This is a genomic window from Pseudomonas sp. LAMO17WK12:I10 (genome assembly GCF_900215185.1).
GTDB lineage: Bacteria > Pseudomonadota > Gammaproteobacteria > Pseudomonadales > Pseudomonadaceae > Aquipseudomonas > Aquipseudomonas chlororaphis.
The window spans coordinates 183,792-201,487 of the sequence record NZ_OBDX01000008.1 but is presented as its reverse complement, the minus strand read 5'-3'; the positions used below and the strand labels follow the sequence as shown (position 1 = coordinate 201,487).

Genomic DNA, 17,696 nt, shown 5'->3' with positions numbered 1-17,696 from the left:
TTTTACAATTATTCACGGCCTGGCCCTGTCCAGGCCGTTTTTATTTGTGCTTCAGTGGCTTAGCAGACACTTGCAAACGTAAGCCCAAGGTAAATTGCCGGTAAAGGCGCTTTGCTAAACACCGGCCAGTGCTTATCTTTCAGCCTTCTGAAAAAGATCCCCTCGCGCCCAATGGTTGATCACTCCATGCAATCCTCCGTTTCCCGCAACTCCCGTCGCTGGCTGCTCGGCCTGCTTGTCCTGTTGGCCATCGTCGGCCTGTGCTGGAAGTTCTGGCCGGCCTCGACCGCCCCAAAGGATGCCGCCGGGCAAAAGGCCGCGGCCGGACACACCGGTCGCAGCGGGTCTATGCGGCCGGGGTTTGGCGGCGCGAGCGGGCCGATCCCGGTGCGGGTGGCGCCGGCCACGCGCGGGGACTTCGCGCTGTATTACAAGGCGCTGGGCACCGTCACCGCGCTGAACACCATCAATGTGCGCAGCCGGGTGGCCGGTGAGCTGGTCAAGGTGGCCTTCGAGGAAGGGCAGATGGTCAAGGCCGGCGACCTGCTGGCGGAAATCGACCCGCGGCCTTACCAGAACGCCTTGCTCCAGGCCGAAGGCACGCTGTTGCAGAACCAGGCGCAACTGAAGAACGCCCAGGTCGACTACGAGCGTTATCGCGGCCTGTATGCCCAGGACAGTATCGCCAAGCAGACCCTGGACACCGCCGCGGCGCTGGTCGGCCAGTACCAGGGCACGGTCAAGACCAACCAGGCGGCGGTCAACGACGCCAAGCTCAACCTCGAATTCACCAAGATCCGCGCGCCGATCACCGGCCGCGTCGGCCTGCGCCAGCTGGACGTCGGCAACCTGGTGGCGGCCAACGACACCACCGCGCTGGCGATCATCACCCAGACCCAGCCGATCAGCGTGGCCTTCACCCTGCCGGAGAACAACCTGAGCAGGGTGCTGGAGCGTTATCGCAGCGGCGCCAGGCTGCCGGTGGAAGCCTGGGACCGCGGCGACCAGACGCTGCAGGCCAGCGGCGTGCTGCAAAGCCTCGACAACCAGATCGACACCACCACCGGCACCCTGAAGTTCAAGGCGCGCTACGAGAACCGCGACCAGGTGCTGTTCCCCAACCAGTTCGTCAACGTGCGCGTGCTTGCCGACACCCTGAAAAACGTGGTGCTGGCGCCGTCGGCGGCGATCCAGTTCGGCACCAACGGCACCTTCGTCTATGCCCTGGATGGCGCCAACAAGGTCAAGATCCGCCAGTTGCAGGTCGGCGACAGCAACGGTGATTCCACCGTGATCAAGGCCGGCCTGGAAGCCGGCGACCGCGTGGTGCTGGAAGGCACCGACCGCCTCAAGGACGGCAGCGAAGTGGAAGTGGTCAACACCCCCGAAGAAGTGCCGGCCACCCCGACCCAGCACCTGCAGGGCCAGCCGGCCAGTTCGGCGACCACGCCGGCCACCGAGGCGCCGGCGGGCAAGGTCGGCGCATGAATATCTCGCGGCTGTTCATCCTCCGCCCGGTAGCCACCACCCTGAGCATGCTGGCCATTGTCCTGGCCGGCCTGATCGCCTATCGCCTGTTGCCGGTCTCGGCGTTGCCCCAGGTCGATTACCCGACCATCCGGGTGATGACCCTGTACCCCGGCGCCAGCCCCGACGTGATGACCAGCGCGGTCACCGCGCCCCTGGAGCGCCAGTTCGGACAGATGCCCGGCCTGACCCAGATGGCCTCCACCAGCTCCGGCGGCGCCTCGGTGCTGACCCTGCGCTTCAACCTCGACATCAATATGGATGTCGCCGAGCAGCAGGTGCAGGCGGCGATCAATGCCGCGACCAACCTGCTGCCCAGCGATCTGCCGGCGCCGCCGGTGTACAACAAGGTCAACCCGGCGGACACCCCGGTGCTGACCCTGGCCATCACCTCCAAGACCATGCTGCTGCCCAAGCTCAACGACCTGGTCGACACCCGCATGGCGCAGAAGATCGCGCAGATCAGCGGTGTCGGCATGGTCAGCATCGCCGGCGGCCAGCGCCAGGCGGTGCGGATCAAGGTCAACCCCGAGGCCCTGGCGGCCAACGGCCTCAACCTGTCGGACGTGCGCACCCTGATCGGCGCTTCCAACGTCAACCAGCCCAAGGGCAACTTCGACGGCCCGACCCGGGTGTCGATGCTCGACGCCAACGACCAGCTGACCTCGCCCAAGGACTACGCCGAGCTGATCCTGGCCTATAAGAATGGCGCGCCGCTGCGTCTGAAAGACGTCGCGCAGATCGTCGGCGGCGCCGAGAACGAACGCCTGGCGGCCTGGGCCAATGAGAACCAGGCGGTGCTGCTGAATATCCAGCGCCAGCCCGGGGCCAACGTGATCGAGGTGGTGGACCGGATCAAGGCGCTGCTGCCGAGCATCACCGACAACCTGCCGGCCGGCCTTGACGTCACCGTGCTCACCGACCGCACCCAGACCATTCGCGCCTCGGTCACCGACGTGCAGCACGAATTGCTGATCGCCATCGCCCTGGTGGTGATGGTGACCTTTCTGTTCCTGCGCCGGGCCAGCGCCACGGTGATCCCGTCGATCGCCGTGCCGCTGTCGCTGATCGGCACCTTCGGCGTGATGTACCTGGCGGGCTTCTCGGTCAACAACCTGACCCTGATGGCCCTGACCATTGCCACTGGCTTCGTGGTCGACGATGCCATCGTGATGCTGGAGAACATCTCGCGCTTCATCGAGGAGGGCGACAGCCCGATGCAGGCCGCGCTCAAGGGCGCCAGGCAGATCGGCTTCACCCTGGTGTCGCTGACCCTGTCGCTGATCGCCGTATTGATCCCGCTGCTGTTCATGGCCGACGTGGTCGGGCGGCTGTTCCGCGAGTTCGCCATCACTTTGGCGGTGGCGATCCTGATTTCCCTGGTGGTGTCCCTGACCCTGACGCCGATGATGTGCGCGCGCCTGCTCAAGCGTGAGCCCAAGGCAGAAGAGCAGGGGCGGTTCTACCGCGCCAGTGGCGCCTGGATCGACTGGCTGATCGCCAGCTATGGGCGCCGCTTGCAGTGGGTGCTCAAGCACCAGCCGCTGACCCTGCTGGTGGCCGTCGGCACCCTGGCGCTGACCGTGTTCCTTTATATGGTGGTGCCCAAGGGCTTCTTCCCGGTGCAGGACACCGGGGTGATCCAAGGCATTTCCGAAGCGCCGCAGTCGGTGTCCTTCGCCGCCATGAGCCAGCGCCAGCAGGACCTGGCGAAAATCATCCTGGCCGACCCGGCGGTGCAAAGCCTGTCGTCCTATATCGGGATCGACGGCGACAACGCCACCCTCAACAGCGGCCGGCTGCTGATCAACCTCAAGCCGCACCGCGAACGCGACCTCAGCGCCGCCGAGGTGATCGCGCGCATCCAGCCCCAGGTCGACCGGTTGGTGGGCATCCGCCTGTTCATGCAACCGGTGCAGGACCTGACCATCGAGGACCGGGTCAGTCGCACCCAGTACCAGTTCAGTATGTCGTCGCCGGATGCCGACCTGTTGGCCCTGTGGAGCGGGCGCCTGGTGGAGGCCTTGGCTCACCGCCCAGAACTTACCGATGTCGCCAGCGACCTGCAGGACAAGGGCTTGCAGGTGTACCTGGTGATCGACCGCGACGCCGCGTCGCGCATCGGCGTCTCGGTGTCGAACATCACCGACGCGCTGTACGACGCCTTCGGCCAGCGGCAGATTTCCACCATCTATACCCAGGCCAGCCAGTACCGCGTGGTGTTGCAGGCCCAGGCCGGGGAAACCATCGGCCCGCAGGCGCTGGAACAGATCCATGTGAAAACCACCGACGGCGGCCAGGTGCGGCTGTCGAGCCTGGCCCGGGTCGAGGAGCGCCAGGCGCAACTGGCCATCGCCCATATCGGCCAGTTCCCGGCGGTGATGATGTCGTTCAACCTGGCGCCCGGCGTGGCCCTGGGGCAGGCGGTGGACATCATCGAACAGGTGCAGCAGGACATCGGCATGCCGGTGGGCGTGCAGACCCAGTTCCAGGGCGCGGCCCAGGCGTTCCAGGCCTCGCTGTCGAGCACCTTGCTGCTGATCCTGGCGGCGGTGGTGACCATGTACATCGTGCTCGGGGTGCTCTACGAGAGCTACATCCACCCGATCACCATCCTCTCCACGCTGCCGTCGGCGGCGGTGGGCGCCTTGCTGGCGCTGATCCTCAGCGGCAACGACCTGGGCATGATCGCGATCATCGGCATCATCCTGCTGATCGGCATCGTCAAGAAAAACGCGATCATGATGATCGACTTCGCCCTCGACGCCGAACGCAACCAGGGCATGGCCCCGGAGCAGGCGATCTACCAGGCGGCGCTCCTGCGTTTCCGGCCGATCCTGATGACCACCCTGGCCGCGCTGTTCGGCGCCGTGCCGCTGATGCTGGCCACCGGTTCCGGCGCCGAACTGCGCCAGCCCCTGGGCCTGGTGATGGTCGGTGGCCTGTTGCTGAGCCAGATCCTCACGCTGTTCACCACGCCGGTGATCTACCTGTATTTCGACCGCCTGGGCCGGCGCTGGCACTCGGCGCCTGAGCCCGCGGAGCCGGTAGAGCAGCCATGAACCTGTCCGGACCCTTTATCCGCCGGCCGGTGGCCACCATGCTGCTGAGCCTGGCGATCATGCTCCTGGGCGGTGTCAGCTTCGGCCTGCTGCCGGTGTCGCCGTTGCCGCAGATGGACTTCCCGGTGATCGTGGTCCAGGCCAGCCTGCCGGGGGCCAGCCCCGAGGTGATGGCGTCCACCGTGGCCACGCCCCTGGAGCGTTCCTTCGGCGCGATCGCCGGGGTCAACACCATGAGCAGCCGTTCCAGCCAGGGTTCGACCCGGGTCATCCTGCAATTCGACCTGGACCGCGACATCAACGGCGCGGCGCGGGAAGTGCAGGCGGCGATCAACGCTTCGCGCAACCTGCTGCCCAGCGGCATGCGCAGCATGCCCACCTACAAGAAGGTCAACCCGTCCCAGGCGCCGATCATGGTGCTGTCGCTGACCTCCGATGTGCTGGAAAAGGGCCAGCTCTACGACCTGGCCTCGACCATCCTGTCCCAGAGCCTGTCCCAGGTGTCCGGGGTCGGCGAGGTGCAGATCGGCGGCAGTTCGCTGCCGGCGGTGCGCATCGAGCTGGAACCGCAGTTGCTCAACCAGTACGGCGTGGCCCTCGACGATGTGCGCAAGACCATCGCCGAGGCCAATGTGCGCCGGCCCAAGGGCTCGGTGGAGAACAGCGAGCAGATGTGGCAGGTGCAGGCCAACGACCAGCTGGAGAAGGCCAAGGACTACGAGCCGCTGATCATCCACTACAAGGACGGCGCGGCCCTGCGCCTGAAAGATGTGGCCAAGGTCAGCGACGGCGTCGAGGACCGCTACAACAGCGGTTTCTTCAACGACGACGCGGCGGTGCTGCTGGTGATCAACCGCCAGGCCGGGGCCAACATCATCGAGACGGTCAACGAGATCAAGGCGCAACTGCCGGCGTTGCAGGCGGTGCTGCCGGCCAGCGTCAAGCTCAACCTGGCGATGGACCGTTCGCCGGTGATCAAGGCCACCCTGCATGAGGCCGAGATGACCCTGCTGATCGCCGTGGCCCTGGTGATACTGGTGGTCTACCTGTTCCTCGGCAATCTGCGCGCCTCGCTGATCCCGACCCTGGCGGTGCCGGTGTCGCTGGTGGGCACCTTCGCGGTGATGTACCTGTACGGTTTTTCCCTGAACAACCTGTCACTGATGGCGCTGATTCTCGCCACCGGGCTGGTGGTGGACGACGCCATCGTGGTGTTGGAGAACATTTCCCGGCACATCGACGAAGGCATCGCACCGATGAAAGCGGCCTACCTGGGAGCCAAGGAAGTCGGCTTCACCCTGCTGTCGATGAACGTCTCGCTGGTGGCGGTATTCCTGTCGATCCTGTTCATGGGCGGGATCATCGAAAGCCTGTTCCGCGAGTTTTCCATCACCCTGGCGGCGGCCATAGTCGTGTCCCTGGTGGTGTCCCTGACCCTGACCCCGATGCTCTGCGCCCGCTGGCTCAAGCCCCATGTGCCGGGCCGGGAGAACGGCCTGCAGCGCTGGAGCCAGCACGCCAACGACTGGATGGTGGCCAGATACGCCAGCAGCCTGGACTGGGTGCTGCGCCACAAGCGCCTGACCCTGCTCAGCCTGTTCGTGACCATCGGCGTCAATATCGCGCTGTACGTGGTGGTGCCCAAGACTTTCATGCCGCAGCAGGACACCGGCCAGTTGATCGGTTTCGTGCGGGGCGACGACGGCCTGTCGTTCACCGTGATGCAGCCGAAGATGGAGATCTTCCGCCGCGAAGTGCTCAAGGACCCGGCGGTGGAGAGCGTGGCTGGTTTCATCGGTGGCAATAACGGCACCAACAACGCCTTTATGCTGGTGCGCCTCAAGCCGATCAAGGAACGCAACATTTCCGCGCAGAAGGTCATCGAGCGCCTGCGCAAGGAAATGCCCAAGGTGCCCGGCGCCCAGCTGATGCTGATGGCCGACCAGGACCTGCAGTTCGGCGGCGGCCGCGAGCAGACCACCTCGCAGTATTCCTACATCATCCAGAGCGGCGACCTGGGGTCGTTGCGCGAGTGGTACCCGAAAGTGGTCACCGCGCTGCGTGCCTTGCCGGAGCTGACCGCCATCGACGCCCGCGAAGGGCGGGGCGCCCAGCAGGTGACCCTGGTGGTCGACCGCGACCAGGCCAAGCGCCTGGGAATCGACATGAACATGGTCACCGCGGTGCTCAACAACGCCTACAGCCAGCGGCAGATTTCCACCATCTACGACAGCCTCAACCAGTATCAGGTGGTGATGGAGGTCAACCCGAAATACGCCCAGGACCCGGTCACCCTCAACCAGGTGCAAGTGATCACCGCCGATGGCGCGCGGGTGCCGCTGTCGACCATCGCCCACTACGAAAACAGCCTGGAAGACGACCGGGTCAGCCACGAAGGCCAGTTCGCCTCGGAAAGCATTTCCTTCGACATGGCCGAAGGGGTGACGGTGGAGCAGGGCACGGCGGCCATCGAACGGGCGATCGCCAAGGTCGGCATGCCCGAAGACGTGATCGTCAAGATGGCCGGCACCGCCGACGCCTTCGCCGCGACCCAGAAGAGCCAGCCGTTCATGATCCTCGGCGCGCTGCTGGCGGTGTACCTGGTGCTGGGCGTGCTCTATGAAAGCTACATTCACCCGCTGACCATTCTCTCCACGCTGCCGTCGGCCGGGGTCGGCGCCTTGCTGTCGATCTATGTGCTGGGCGGCGAGTTCAGCCTGATCTCGCTGCTGGGCTTGTTCCTGCTGATCGGCGTGGTGAAGAAAAACGCCATCCTGATGATCGACCTGGCGTTGCAGCTGGAGCGTCACCAGGGCCTGGGCCCGCTGGAGTCGATCCGCAGCGCCTGCCTGCTGCGCCTGCGGCCGATCCTGATGACCACCCTGGCGGCGATCCTCGGCGCCTTGCCGTTGCTGCTCGGCAGCGCCGAAGGCGCGGAAATGCGCCAGCCCCTGGGCCTGACCATTATCGGCGGCCTGGTCTTCAGCCAGATCCTGACCCTCTACACCACCCCGGTGGTCTACCTCTATCTCGATCGCCTGCGCCATAAATTCAACCACTGGCGTGGGGTCCGTACCGATGCCGCTCTGGAAACGCCGCTATGACTGACTGTTCGCCCCGCAACCTTCCTCAGCGCCTGGCCCTGGCCCGCGGTTCGCGGCTGCTGAGCCTGAGCTTGAGCCTGGCGCTGCTCAGTGCCTGCGCCATCGGCCCGGACTACCAGCGCCCGACCGTCGCTGAGCCCGCGCACTACAAGGAAGCAGCAGGCTGGCGCCAGGCCAGCCCCAGCGATTCCCTGGCCCGTGGCGCCTGGTGGGAGCTGTACGGCGACCGCCAGCTCAACGGCCTGATCGACAAGCTCAATAGCGCCAACCAGAGCGTGGCGCAGTCCGAGGCCCAGTACCGCCAGGCCCAGGCCCTGGTGCGCAGCGCCCGTGGCTCGCTGTTCCCCACGGTGGACCTGAGCGCCGGCAAAACCCGCGCCAGCCAGGGCACCGGCAGCAGCAGTTCGGCCCTGAGCAGTTCCTCCAGCGGTATTCGCGACACCTACAACACCCAGCTCGGGGTGAGCTGGGAGGCGGATGTCTGGGGCAAGCTGCGCCGCGGCCTGGAAGCCAACGAAGCCAGCGCCGAGGCCAGCTTCGCCGACCTCGCGGCGATGCGCCTGAGCCAGCAGTCGGAGCTGGTGCAGAACTACCTGCAACTGCGGGTCATCGACCAGCAGAAGCGCCTGCTCGAAGCCACGGTGGCGGCCTACCAGCGCTCGCTGACCATGACCGAGAACCAGTACCGCGCCGGCGTCTCCGGCAAGGACGCGGTGGCCCAGGCGCAAACCCAGCTGAAAACCACCCAGGCCGACCTGATCGACCTGATCTGGCAGCGCGCCCAGCTGGAAAACGCCATCGCGGTGCTGATCGGCCTGCCGCCGGCCGAGTTCAGCCTGGCCGAGACCCAGGACATCCCGGCCTTGCCCCAGGTGCCGTCGCAGCTGCTGGAACGGCGCCCGGACATCGCCTCGGCCGAGCGTTCGGTGATCGCCGCCAACGCCAATATCGGCGTGGCCAAGGCCGCCTATTACCCGGACCTGACCCTGAGCCTGGCCGGCGGCTACAGCAGCAGTACCTACGCCGACTGGATCAGCCTGCCGAACCGCTTCTGGTCGGTGGGGCCGAAACTGGCCATGACCCTGTTCGACGGCGGCCAGCGTTCGGCGGAAGTCGACCGCACCGAGGCGGCCTACGACCAGACCGTGGCCAAGTACCGCCAGACCGTGCTCGACGGCTTTCGCGAGGTGGAGAACTACCTGGTGCAGCTCAAGGTCCTGGAAGACGAGGCCGCGGTGCGCCAGCAGGCCCTGGATTCGGCGCGCGAGTCGTTGCGCCTGACCGAGAACCAGTACAAGGCCGGGGTGATCGCCTACCTGGACGTGGTGGTGGTGCAGGCCACGGCGTTGAGCAACGAACGCAGCGTGCTGAGCCTGCTGCAAAGCCGGCTGGTCACCAGCGTGCAACTGATCGCCGCCCTCGGCGGCGGCTGGGACGGCCAGCTGCAGGCCAGTAAGGAATAACAGACAGAATCCGCGATCCGCCTGTTTTCGCAGGCTACGGACAGCCTGTAGCCGCTGCCGAGCCCGCGAGGCTGCGAACGGTTCGCGCAGCGACCGCAAACCCTGAATCCGCGCGCCCTCTGGCCTCACACGTTGTCCGCTTTGCGAGCGCTACGCGCTCGATCGCAGGCTGCGCCAGCGGCTACGTCGATAGCGGCGTCCCTGGCGTTGTGTCACCGTTGTCAGCGGTCGAGTCGCTGTAACCGGTTTGTTTTATCAACCGGTTACTTTCGTCCGACTGATGGCTTTTTGCTTACTTTGTGAGTGTGTTTCTGTACGCAAGCAGTACAATTGCGCCTTTTTACCGCCGGGCATGGACGCTTCCGGCTAACGCCACGAGACGTTCATGCTCACCGGTACCTACTCTCCCGCCCTGGTTCTGATTTCCCTGTTTGTGGCGATTCTCGCCTCTTACACCGCACTCGACCTGACCGGTCGCATCGCCACCACGCGTGGTCGGGCGGCACTCTTGTGGATGGCCGGCGGCGCCCTGGCCATGGGCATCGGCGTGTGGTCGATGCACTTTATCGGCATGCTCGCCTTCAGCCTGCCCATCGACCTGGGCTACGACACCGGCATCACCGCGCTGTCGCTGCTGATTTCCGTGCTGTCCTGCGGTTTCGCCCTATGGCTGGTGAGCCAGCAGAGCCTGCCGCTCTGGCAGCTGGCCTTCGGCGCGCTGGTCATGGGCGCCGGGATCAGCGCCATGCATTACACCGGCATGGCGGCGATGCGCATGCAGCCGGGCATCGACTACGACCCGAGCCTGTTCGGCGCCTCGCTGCTGATTGCCGTCGGCGCCTCGGCCGCGGCGCTGTGGATCGCCTTCCGCCTGCGCCGCAATACCCCTTATGTACGTTTGGCCCGCTGTGGGGCCGCGGTGGTGATGGGCATCGCCATTGTCGGCATGCACTACACCGGCATGGCCGCGGCGCGGTTCGCCGACGGCAGTTTCTGTGGCGCGGCGGTGGATGGCCTGAGCGGCAAGGGCCTGGACAACCTGGTGCTGATCACCACCCTGGCGGTGCTGATCATTGCCTTGCTGACCTCGGTACTCGACGCGCGCCTGGAAGCGCGCACCGCGGTGCTGGCCGAGTCGCTGACCGTGGCCAACCGCGAGTTGACCCAACTGGCGCTGCACGACACCCTGACCGGCCTGCCGAACCGCACGCTGCTGGCCGACCGTATCGACCAGGCGATGCAGCGGGTGACGGAGCAGGGCGGTTGTTTCGCGCTGATGTTCATCGACCTGGACGGCTTCAAGCCGGTCAACGATGCCTTCGGCCATCACATGGGCGACCAGTTGCTGCGCGAGGTGGCGGTGCGCCTGCGCGAAGACCTGCGCAGCCAGGACACCCTGGCGCGGATCGGCGGCGATGAGTTCGTGCTGCTGGTGCAACTGAACGAGGCGGACGATGCCTTGCGCCTGGCCGCGCGCCAGGTGGGCCTGATCGGCCAGGCATTCCGGGTCGCCGAACACGAGTTGCAGATCTCCGCCAGCGTCGGCATCGCGGTGTACCCGGGCAACGGCCTGACGCCCCAGGAACTGCTGATGAACGCCGATGCGGCGATGTATCACGCCAAGGGCACCGGCAAGAACGGCTACAGCTTCTTCGACGCCTCGATGAACAGCGACGCGCGCCGGCAACTGCAGTTGCTGCAGGACCTGCGCCATGCCGTCGAGCACGGCGAGTTCAGGCTCTATTACCAGCCCAAGTTCGATGCCGCCAACGGCTTGCCGGTAGGCGCCGAGGCCTTGTTGCGCTGGGAGCACCCGCAACTGGGGCTGCTGCTGCCGGATAAGTTCATTGACCTTGCGGAAAAGACCGGGCTGATCATCCCCATCGGCGAGTGGGTGCTCAACGAGGCCTGCCGGCAGATGCGCGAGTGGTACAGCGAAGGTTATGAAGGCTGGCGGATCGCGGTGAACATCTCGGCGTTGCAGTTCTGCCATGCCGGGCTGGTCGACAGCGTGGCGAAGGCGCTGAGCCTGCACCGCTTGCCGGCCAACAGCCTGACCCTGGAGATCACCGAGACCACGGCCATGAGCGATGCCGACGCCAGCATGACCGTGCTCAAGCAACTGGCGGAGATGGGCGTGGACCTGTCCATCGACGACTTCGGTACCGGTTATTCGAGCCTGATGTACCTCAAGCGCCTGCCGGCCAACGAATTGAAGATCGACCGCGGTTTCGTCCGCGACCTGGAGCACGACAGCGACGATGCGGCGATCGTCTCGGCCATCGTCGCCCTGGGCCAGGCCCTGGGCTTGCGGATCGTTGCCGAGGGCGTGGAAACCGACGTGCAGCAGAACTTCCTGACCCAGCTGGGCTGCGATTCGCTGCAAGGTTATTTCCTCGGCCATCCGCTGCCGGCCGCACGGTTCATGCAGAACATCCAGCAGGCCGAACAGCTGGCACTCTGAGCGCCTCGAAAAGCCTGCCTGCTTCGCCGGTTCGCAGCCTGCGGCAGCGGCTACAGAGACTTCTGTAGGAGCGGCCGGTCGACGCTCGATTGACCAGACAGCGTCGACCCATAAGGATTTGCTGGCGTGAGAACGCCACGGCCGTACCGGCCGATCGCAGCCTGCGGCAGCGGCGACATCGATCGCGTTGCAGCCGACTCCCGTAGCCGCTGCCGAGCCTGCGAGGCTGCGAACGGTTTGGGCGGCACTCCGACGCAGCGAGCGCAAACTCCAAGCCCGCGATCTGCCTGGATAGACACGCCGACCGGCGACCAGCCACGGGGCGGAGAAGGTTTGCAACGCTCGCCCCAGGGTGTTTAATTGGCGGCGTTCAAAGATCAGCGAGGGAGTTGGCAGCATGGACAAAGTCATCCTCATCACCGGTGGCGGTCGCGGTATTGGCGCGGCCACCGCGCTGCTGGCCGCGCAACAGGGCTATCGCATCTGCATCAACTACCAGGCCGACGAACAGGCGGCCTTCCAGGTGCTGGAGCAGGTGCGTGGCCTGGGCGCCCAGGCGATTGCCGTGCGGGCCGATGTCAGCATCGAGGACGAAGTGATCGCCCTCTACCAGCGGGTCGATGCCGAGTTGGGGCGGGTCACCGCGCTGGTGAATAACGCCGGGACCGTCGGGCAGAAGTCGCGGCTCGACGAAATGTCCGAATTCCGCATTCTCAAGACCCTCAAGACCAACGTGCTCGGGCCGATCCTCTGCGCCAAGCACGCGGTGCTGCGCATGTCGCCAAGGCATGGCGGGCAGGGCGGCAGCATCGTCAATGTGTCCTCGGTCGCCGCCCGCCTGGGCGCGCCCGGCGAGTACATCGACTACGCCGCCTCCAAGGGGGCGCTGGACACCTTCACCATCGGCCTGTCCAAGGAAGTCGCCGGAGAAGGCATCCGCGTCAACGGCGTGCGCCCGGGCTACATCTACACCGACTTCCATGCCCTGAGCGGCGACGCCGACCGCGTCAGCAAGCTGGAGTCCGCCATCCCCATGGGCCGCGGCGGCCGCCCGGACGAAGTGGCGGAGGCGATCATCTGGCTGCTGTCGGACAAGGCCTCGTATTCCACCGGGACCTTTATCGACCTGGGCGGCGGCCGCTGACCGGGTGCTAGAGCCGGTCTTGCAGGCGCCTACCGGCCTGGAATCGGTGGCGGGCTGAAGCGGCGGGCGTACTCGAGCATGTCCCGAGGGAAGACCATGTGCCGCACCGCGCTGTCGTTGAGGCCGTACAGGTAGGCGATGGCCGCCGCTTCGAACGCCCAGTAACCAAAGTAACCGCCGTCCTCGTCGTCCAGGTGGCTGTCGTGCCAGGAGGCGTGCTCGAACGCCAGGTACCACTGGTTGCAATACTCCACCAGCAACTCGCGGGCCTCGCTCGGGTCCTCGACATAGATGGCCTTGACCAGGGGCGTGTAGACCTCGTGGTTCCACTGGTCCACGTCCTCGCGGTCGGGCAGGTAGGCCGTGAGCAAGTCTTCGACCAGGGTGTCGTCACCTTTATAGCCGGCGCGGTCTTGCAGCAACGCCAGGCGTGGCAGCAGGTCGCCGCGTTGCAGCAGGATGCACAGGCCGATGACTTGCACGTACTCCTCGAAGTCGTGTGGGTAGTCGTCGATGGCCAGGGGCGCGATGTCCGGTATCTCCTCATGGAGCGCCAGTTTGCGCTGATAGTCTTCGTAGGCCTCGATCACCCCATCCAGGGCCTGGGCCAGTTGCTCCAGCGGCTCGCCGCCGGTGTAGCCCAGGATCAGGCGGTGCAGCCGTGCCTGCTGGACTTCCCAGGCCTTGAGGGAGGCCTCCTGAAGCGGGCTGTCGGCCATCATCGAGTGGCTCCGCCAGTGGGCTTCGACGCCCTCCAGGCTTTCGCGCTGCTGCTGGTACTGCTGGTGGCTGAGAAACACTTGTCTGCGGTTCATGTCGGGGCCTGGGTTCAGTAAACGGGAATCAGGGTGAAGGGCGCCTTGCGCTGGGAGGCTTCGAGCAGAAGGGTCGGCAGGTCCACTTCGGTCGGTTCCAGCTCAAGGGCTTCCAACTCTTCTTCCAGCTGCCGCAGGTCGGCTGGCAGGGCGCGGATCGGCAGGCGCTGGTAGGGCCGCGGGTCTTCGCCGTAGTACACCTGGGCCGGGCCGGGAGGAATGCCTTCCAGGCGGGCGAAGCCTTCGTCGTCCAGGCTGCCTTCGGCTTGCGAGCCGTCACTGAAGACGACCCGGTAGGCGGCGCCGGACACCGGTTCCAGGTTGGGGTAATGCAGGTTCAGTTCCAGCCAGTGGCCTTCGCCGGTGAGCGGTTCGAGGCCTTGGTTGATCGCCTGGGTGGTGCGGGCGGCGTCGCGGGATTCGGACTGCGGTGCGCTGCGGACGACTGTCTTGCCCGGCTCGAGGGAAGACTGCGGCTTGGCCAGCAGGGCCGGGCCGCGGCTGTGGGCGGCGGCCGAGTTGTTGCGCTGTGCGGCGACCCAGGGCGCGATGCGGTTGCGCACCGACTCCATGAGAAATTCGCTGTGTTCCCGGGCTTCATCGAGGTTGTGGATCACCAGCCGCTGTTGCTGGGGTGTCAGGCCATTGAAGGTGGAGGAGGCGCGCACGGCACTGACGATCTCGGGCATTTCCTCGCTCAGGTGCCGCGGGTCCAGGCATTTTTCCAGCAACTGCTCGGGGCTGGTCTTCAGGCGGCAGGCCAGCAGGGTATGGCGGATCAGGTCGAACAGGCTTTCGGCATGACGCTGGGGTGCGCGGTTGATCAGGCGCAGGATGATCTTCAACTCCTGGCCGGGGCCGGGGACCCAGCCGATCAGGGCCAGGGCCAGGTCGAAGAAGGCATCGTCCTCGTCCTGGGGATTGTTCACCGCGTCCAGCTCGAAGATCGCCTGTATACAGTCATAGGCGTTGAGCTCCTGGGCCAGCAGTGGCAGGCGCCCGCGCTGAATAGCCTTGGTCAGCTCGGCCTTGGCCTCTGGATAGTCGTCGTAATACAGGTCTTCGACCATGCCGCGCTCCTTCCCTGGAAAATTGGAGCGCGGATGCTGCAGCAATTGTGAAGGGGCGGCAAGGCCTCTGATTAGAACGACCGCACGATCCGTCCCAGGGTTTCCATGGCCTGTTCCGCCGCTTCGTTCCACGGGCTGCCGTAGTTCAGGCGGATGCAGTTTCGAAAGCGCTGGGTCGGCGAGAAGATCGGTCCCGGGGCGATGCTGATGCCCTGGGCCAGGGCCATCTGGAACAGCTTCAACGAATCCATCTGCGCCGGCAGTTCCAGCCACAGGAAGTAGCCGCCGGCCGGCTGGCTGACCCGGGTCTGCGCCGGGAAGTAGCGGGCGATGGCGGCGAGCATGGCGCTCTGCTGTTCTTCCAGGGCGTAGCGCAGTTTGCGCAGATGGCGGTCGTAGCCGCCGTGTTGCAGGTAGTCGGCGATGGCCGCCTGGGCCGGCATCGAGGCGCACAGCGAGGTCATCAGTTTCAGCCGTTCGATCTTCTGCGCGTAACGCCCGGCGGCGACCCAGCCGATGCGATAACCCGGTGCCAGGCTCTTGGCGAACGAGCCGCAATGCATCACCAGGCCCTCGGTGTCGAAGGCCTTGGCCGGTTTCGGCGCCTGCTGGCCGTAGTACAGCTCGGCGTAGACGTCGTCCTCGATCAGCGGCACCTGATGGCTGCGCAGCAACGCCACCAGTTCCTGCTTCTTCGCCTCGGGCATGGTCGCGCCCATGGGGTTCTGGAAGCTGGTCATGCACCAGCAGGCCTTGATCGGGTGCCGCTCCAGGGTCTGCGCCAGCACTCCCAGGTCGATGCCGTCCCGCGGGTGCACGGGGATTTCCACCGCCTTGAGTTTCAGGCGCTCCAGCACTTGCAGGCTGGCGTAGAAGGCCGGCGCCTCGATGGCCACCAGGTCGCCGGGTTCGGTCACCGCCTGCAGGCACAGGTTCAGGGCTTCCAGGGCGCCGTTGGTGATCAGCAGTTCTTCCATGGGCAGCATCAGCCCGCCGACCATGTAGCGCAGGGCGATCTGCCGGCGCAGCTGCGGGTTGCCCGGCGACATGTCGGTGACCACCACGCGCGGGTCCATCTCGCGGCTGGCGCTGGCCAGGGAGCGCGACAGGCGCTGCAGCGGGAACAGGGTCGGGCTGGGAAAGGCCGAGCCGAACGGCACGGTGGTCGGGTCCTTGATCGAGTCCAGCACCGAGAACACCAGTTCGCTGACATCGACCTCGGTGGACTCGTTGACCTGGCTGCTGATCACCGGCTCCGAGAACGGGCTCGGCGCATGGGTGTTGACGAAGTAGCCGGAGCGCGGCCGGGCGCGGATCAGGCCGCGCCGCTCCAGCAGGTAATAGGCCTGGAACACCGTGGACGGGCTGACCCCATAGGTCTGGCTGGCGTAACGTACCGAAGGTACGCGCTGGCCGGGGCCGAGCACCCCGGAGCGGATCAGTTCAGCGATGTCGTCGGCGAATTTTTCGTAGCGTTTCATGGGGCGGCTCGGGTTGGGTTCTGCGGTGTCTGGGCGTTTACCGCGGACAAGCCTCGCTCCATTGCCGGAGCGAGGCTCGTCCGCGATAGCCGCAAAGCGGCGCCCAGTCTAAGGGATCAACGGTTCAAGGGCGCAACAAACCGGCTCTTGGCCACGCTGTAGATCTGCGGCTGGTCGGCGTCGACCACCTTGAAACTCAGCTCCTGGGAACTGCTCTGCGGCTGCTCGGCGATCATCGCCACCGACACCGGCAGGTCGACGATCTCGCCCGCGGCCAGGCTGACTTCGGTCTTGCCTTGCAGCTGGAAGCCGTCGCCGTCCACCAGTTGCAGGCGGTAATCCTGGCGTTGCTGGGTCTTGTTGATGATCTTCAGGCTGTAGATGTTCTCGATCTGGCCCAGGCTGTTTTCGCGGAACAGGCCACGGTCCTTGCTGACGTCCAGCGACACCATCGGCCGCTCCACCAGCGCCAGGGCCAGGGCGCCGATCATCACCAGCAGCACCGCGCTGTAGCCGATCAGGCGCGGGCGCAGCAGATGGGTCTTGCCACCCTGCAACTGGTGTTCCGAGGTGTAGCTGATCAGGCCCCGGGCATAACCCATCTTGTCCATGATCGAATCGCAGGCGTCGATGCAGGCGGCGCAGCCGATGCACTCCATCTGCAGGCCGTCGCGGATGTCGATGCCGGTCGGGCAGACCTGCACGCACAGCTGGCAATCGATGCAGTCGCCGAGGCCGATATCGCTGGGTTTCACGCCGCGTTTGCGCGGGCCGCGAATTTCGCCACGGGCCGGGTCGTAGGAAATGGTCAGGGTGTCCTTGTCGAACATTACGCTCTGGAACCGCGCATAAGGGCACATGTGCATGCACACCGCCTCGCGCAGCCAGCCGGCGTTGAGGTAGGTGGCGCCGGTGAAGAACAGCACCCAGAACAGGCTGACGCCGCCGATCTGCAGGGTCAGCAGTTCCTCGGCCAGCGGCCGGATCGGCGTGAAGTAACCGACGAAGGTCAGGCCGGTGAGCAGGCTGATGGCCAGCCACAGGCTGTGCTTGGCCGAACGGCGGATCAGCTTGTTCAGGTTCCAGGGCGCGGCCGCAAGCTTGATGCGCTGGTTGCGTTCACCCTCGGTGATCTTCTCGCACCACATGAACAGCCAGGTCCAGGAGCTCTGCGGGCAGGTGTAGCCGCACCAGACGCGGCCGGCGAACACGGTGATGGCGAACAGGCCGAAGGCGCAGATGATCAGCAACGCCGAGAGCAGGATGAAATCCTGCGGCCAGAAGGTGGCGCCGAAGATATGGAACTTGCTTTCCGCGAGGTCCCAGAGCACCGCCTGGCGGCCGCCCCAGTTCAACCACACGGTGCCGAAGAACAGCAGGAACAGGAAGCCCGCGCCGCTCATGCGCAGGGTGCGGAACAGGCCGGTGAAACTGCGGGTGTGGATCAGGTTGTCGCTGGATTTGGCCTTCGTCTTTGCGCGCGCAGGCTCGAATGTTTCTACTAATCGGACGGGGATTCTTTCGCTCATGGTCGTTCGCTCATCAGCCTCCATCAGGCAGACGAAC

10 protein-coding genes are annotated in these 17,696 nt (G+C 65.7%); 6 read left to right on the top strand and 4 right to left on the bottom strand.

The features are described 5' to 3' along the window. The first annotated feature begins 171 nt into the window (after positions 1 to 171). The 6 genes from CRO75_RS11945 (at position 172) to CRO75_RS11920 (ending at position 12,764) form a co-directional block, all read left to right on the top strand. A complete protein-coding gene (locus tag CRO75_RS11945; protein ID WP_097135488.1) occupies positions 172 to 1,488 on the top strand; it encodes an MdtA/MuxA family multidrug efflux RND transporter periplasmic adaptor subunit in 1,317 nt (438 codons plus the stop codon). Continuing rightward, positions 1,485 to 4,589 (top strand): MdtB/MuxB family multidrug efflux RND transporter permease subunit, encoded by a 3,105-nt coding sequence (locus CRO75_RS11940; RefSeq protein ID WP_097135486.1) that lies wholly within the window; start codon positions 1,485 to 1,487, stop codon positions 4,587 to 4,589. The genes CRO75_RS11945 and CRO75_RS11940 overlap by 4 nt, the downstream gene beginning before the upstream one ends. Further along, positions 4,586 to 7,693 carry an efflux RND transporter permease subunit gene (locus CRO75_RS11935; RefSeq protein ID WP_097135485.1) on the top strand — a complete coding sequence of 1,036 codons (3,108 nt, stop codon included), beginning with the start codon at positions 4,586 to 4,588 and terminating at the stop codon, positions 7,691 to 7,693. Before CRO75_RS11940 ends, CRO75_RS11935 begins: the two co-directional genes overlap by 4 nt. Beyond that, positions 7,690 to 9,156, top strand: a complete 1,467-nt coding sequence (locus CRO75_RS11930; protein WP_097135483.1) for an efflux transporter outer membrane subunit — start codon at positions 7,690 to 7,692, stop codon at positions 9,154 to 9,156. The genes CRO75_RS11935 and CRO75_RS11930 overlap by 4 nt, the downstream gene beginning before the upstream one ends. 385 nt (positions 9,157 to 9,541) lie before the next feature. After that, complete coding sequence (locus CRO75_RS11925; protein WP_097135481.1) at positions 9,542 to 11,620, top strand: EAL domain-containing protein; 2,079 nt, start codon at positions 9,542 to 9,544, stop codon at positions 11,618 to 11,620. A gap of 397 nt (positions 11,621 to 12,017) precedes the next feature. Further along, a complete protein-coding gene (locus CRO75_RS11920; protein WP_097135479.1) occupies positions 12,018 to 12,764 on the top strand; it encodes an SDR family oxidoreductase in 747 nt (248 codons plus the stop codon). A gap of 29 nt (positions 12,765 to 12,793) precedes the next feature. Here CRO75_RS11920 and CRO75_RS11915 read toward each other — a convergent pair whose 3' ends face one another. The 4 genes from CRO75_RS11915 to ccoG all read right to left on the bottom strand — a co-directional run bounded on the left by CRO75_RS11915 (position 12,794) and on the right by ccoG (position 17,659). After that, complete coding sequence (locus CRO75_RS11915; RefSeq protein ID WP_097135476.1) at positions 12,794 to 13,579, bottom strand: PoNe immunity protein domain-containing protein; 786 nt, start codon at positions 13,577 to 13,579, stop codon at positions 12,794 to 12,796. A gap of 14 nt (positions 13,580 to 13,593) precedes the next feature. After that, the gene (locus CRO75_RS11910) at positions 13,594 to 14,649 is read right to left on the bottom strand and encodes a hypothetical protein (RefSeq protein WP_097135474.1); all 1,056 of its coding nucleotides are present in this window, start codon (positions 14,647 to 14,649) and stop codon (positions 13,594 to 13,596) included. 71 nt (positions 14,650 to 14,720) lie between these two features. Beyond that, positions 14,721 to 16,130 carry a GntR family transcriptional regulator MpaR gene (gene mapR / locus CRO75_RS11905; protein ID WP_007930974.1) on the bottom strand — a complete coding sequence of 470 codons (1,410 nt, stop codon included), beginning with the start codon at positions 16,128 to 16,130 and terminating at the stop codon, positions 14,721 to 14,723. Between the two features lie 116 nt (positions 16,131 to 16,246). After that, positions 16,247 to 17,659 carry a cytochrome c oxidase accessory protein CcoG gene (gene ccoG / locus CRO75_RS11900; RefSeq protein ID WP_097135472.1) on the bottom strand — a complete coding sequence of 471 codons (1,413 nt, stop codon included), beginning with the start codon at positions 17,657 to 17,659 and terminating at the stop codon, positions 16,247 to 16,249. Positions 17,660 to 17,696 lie beyond the last annotated feature (37 nt).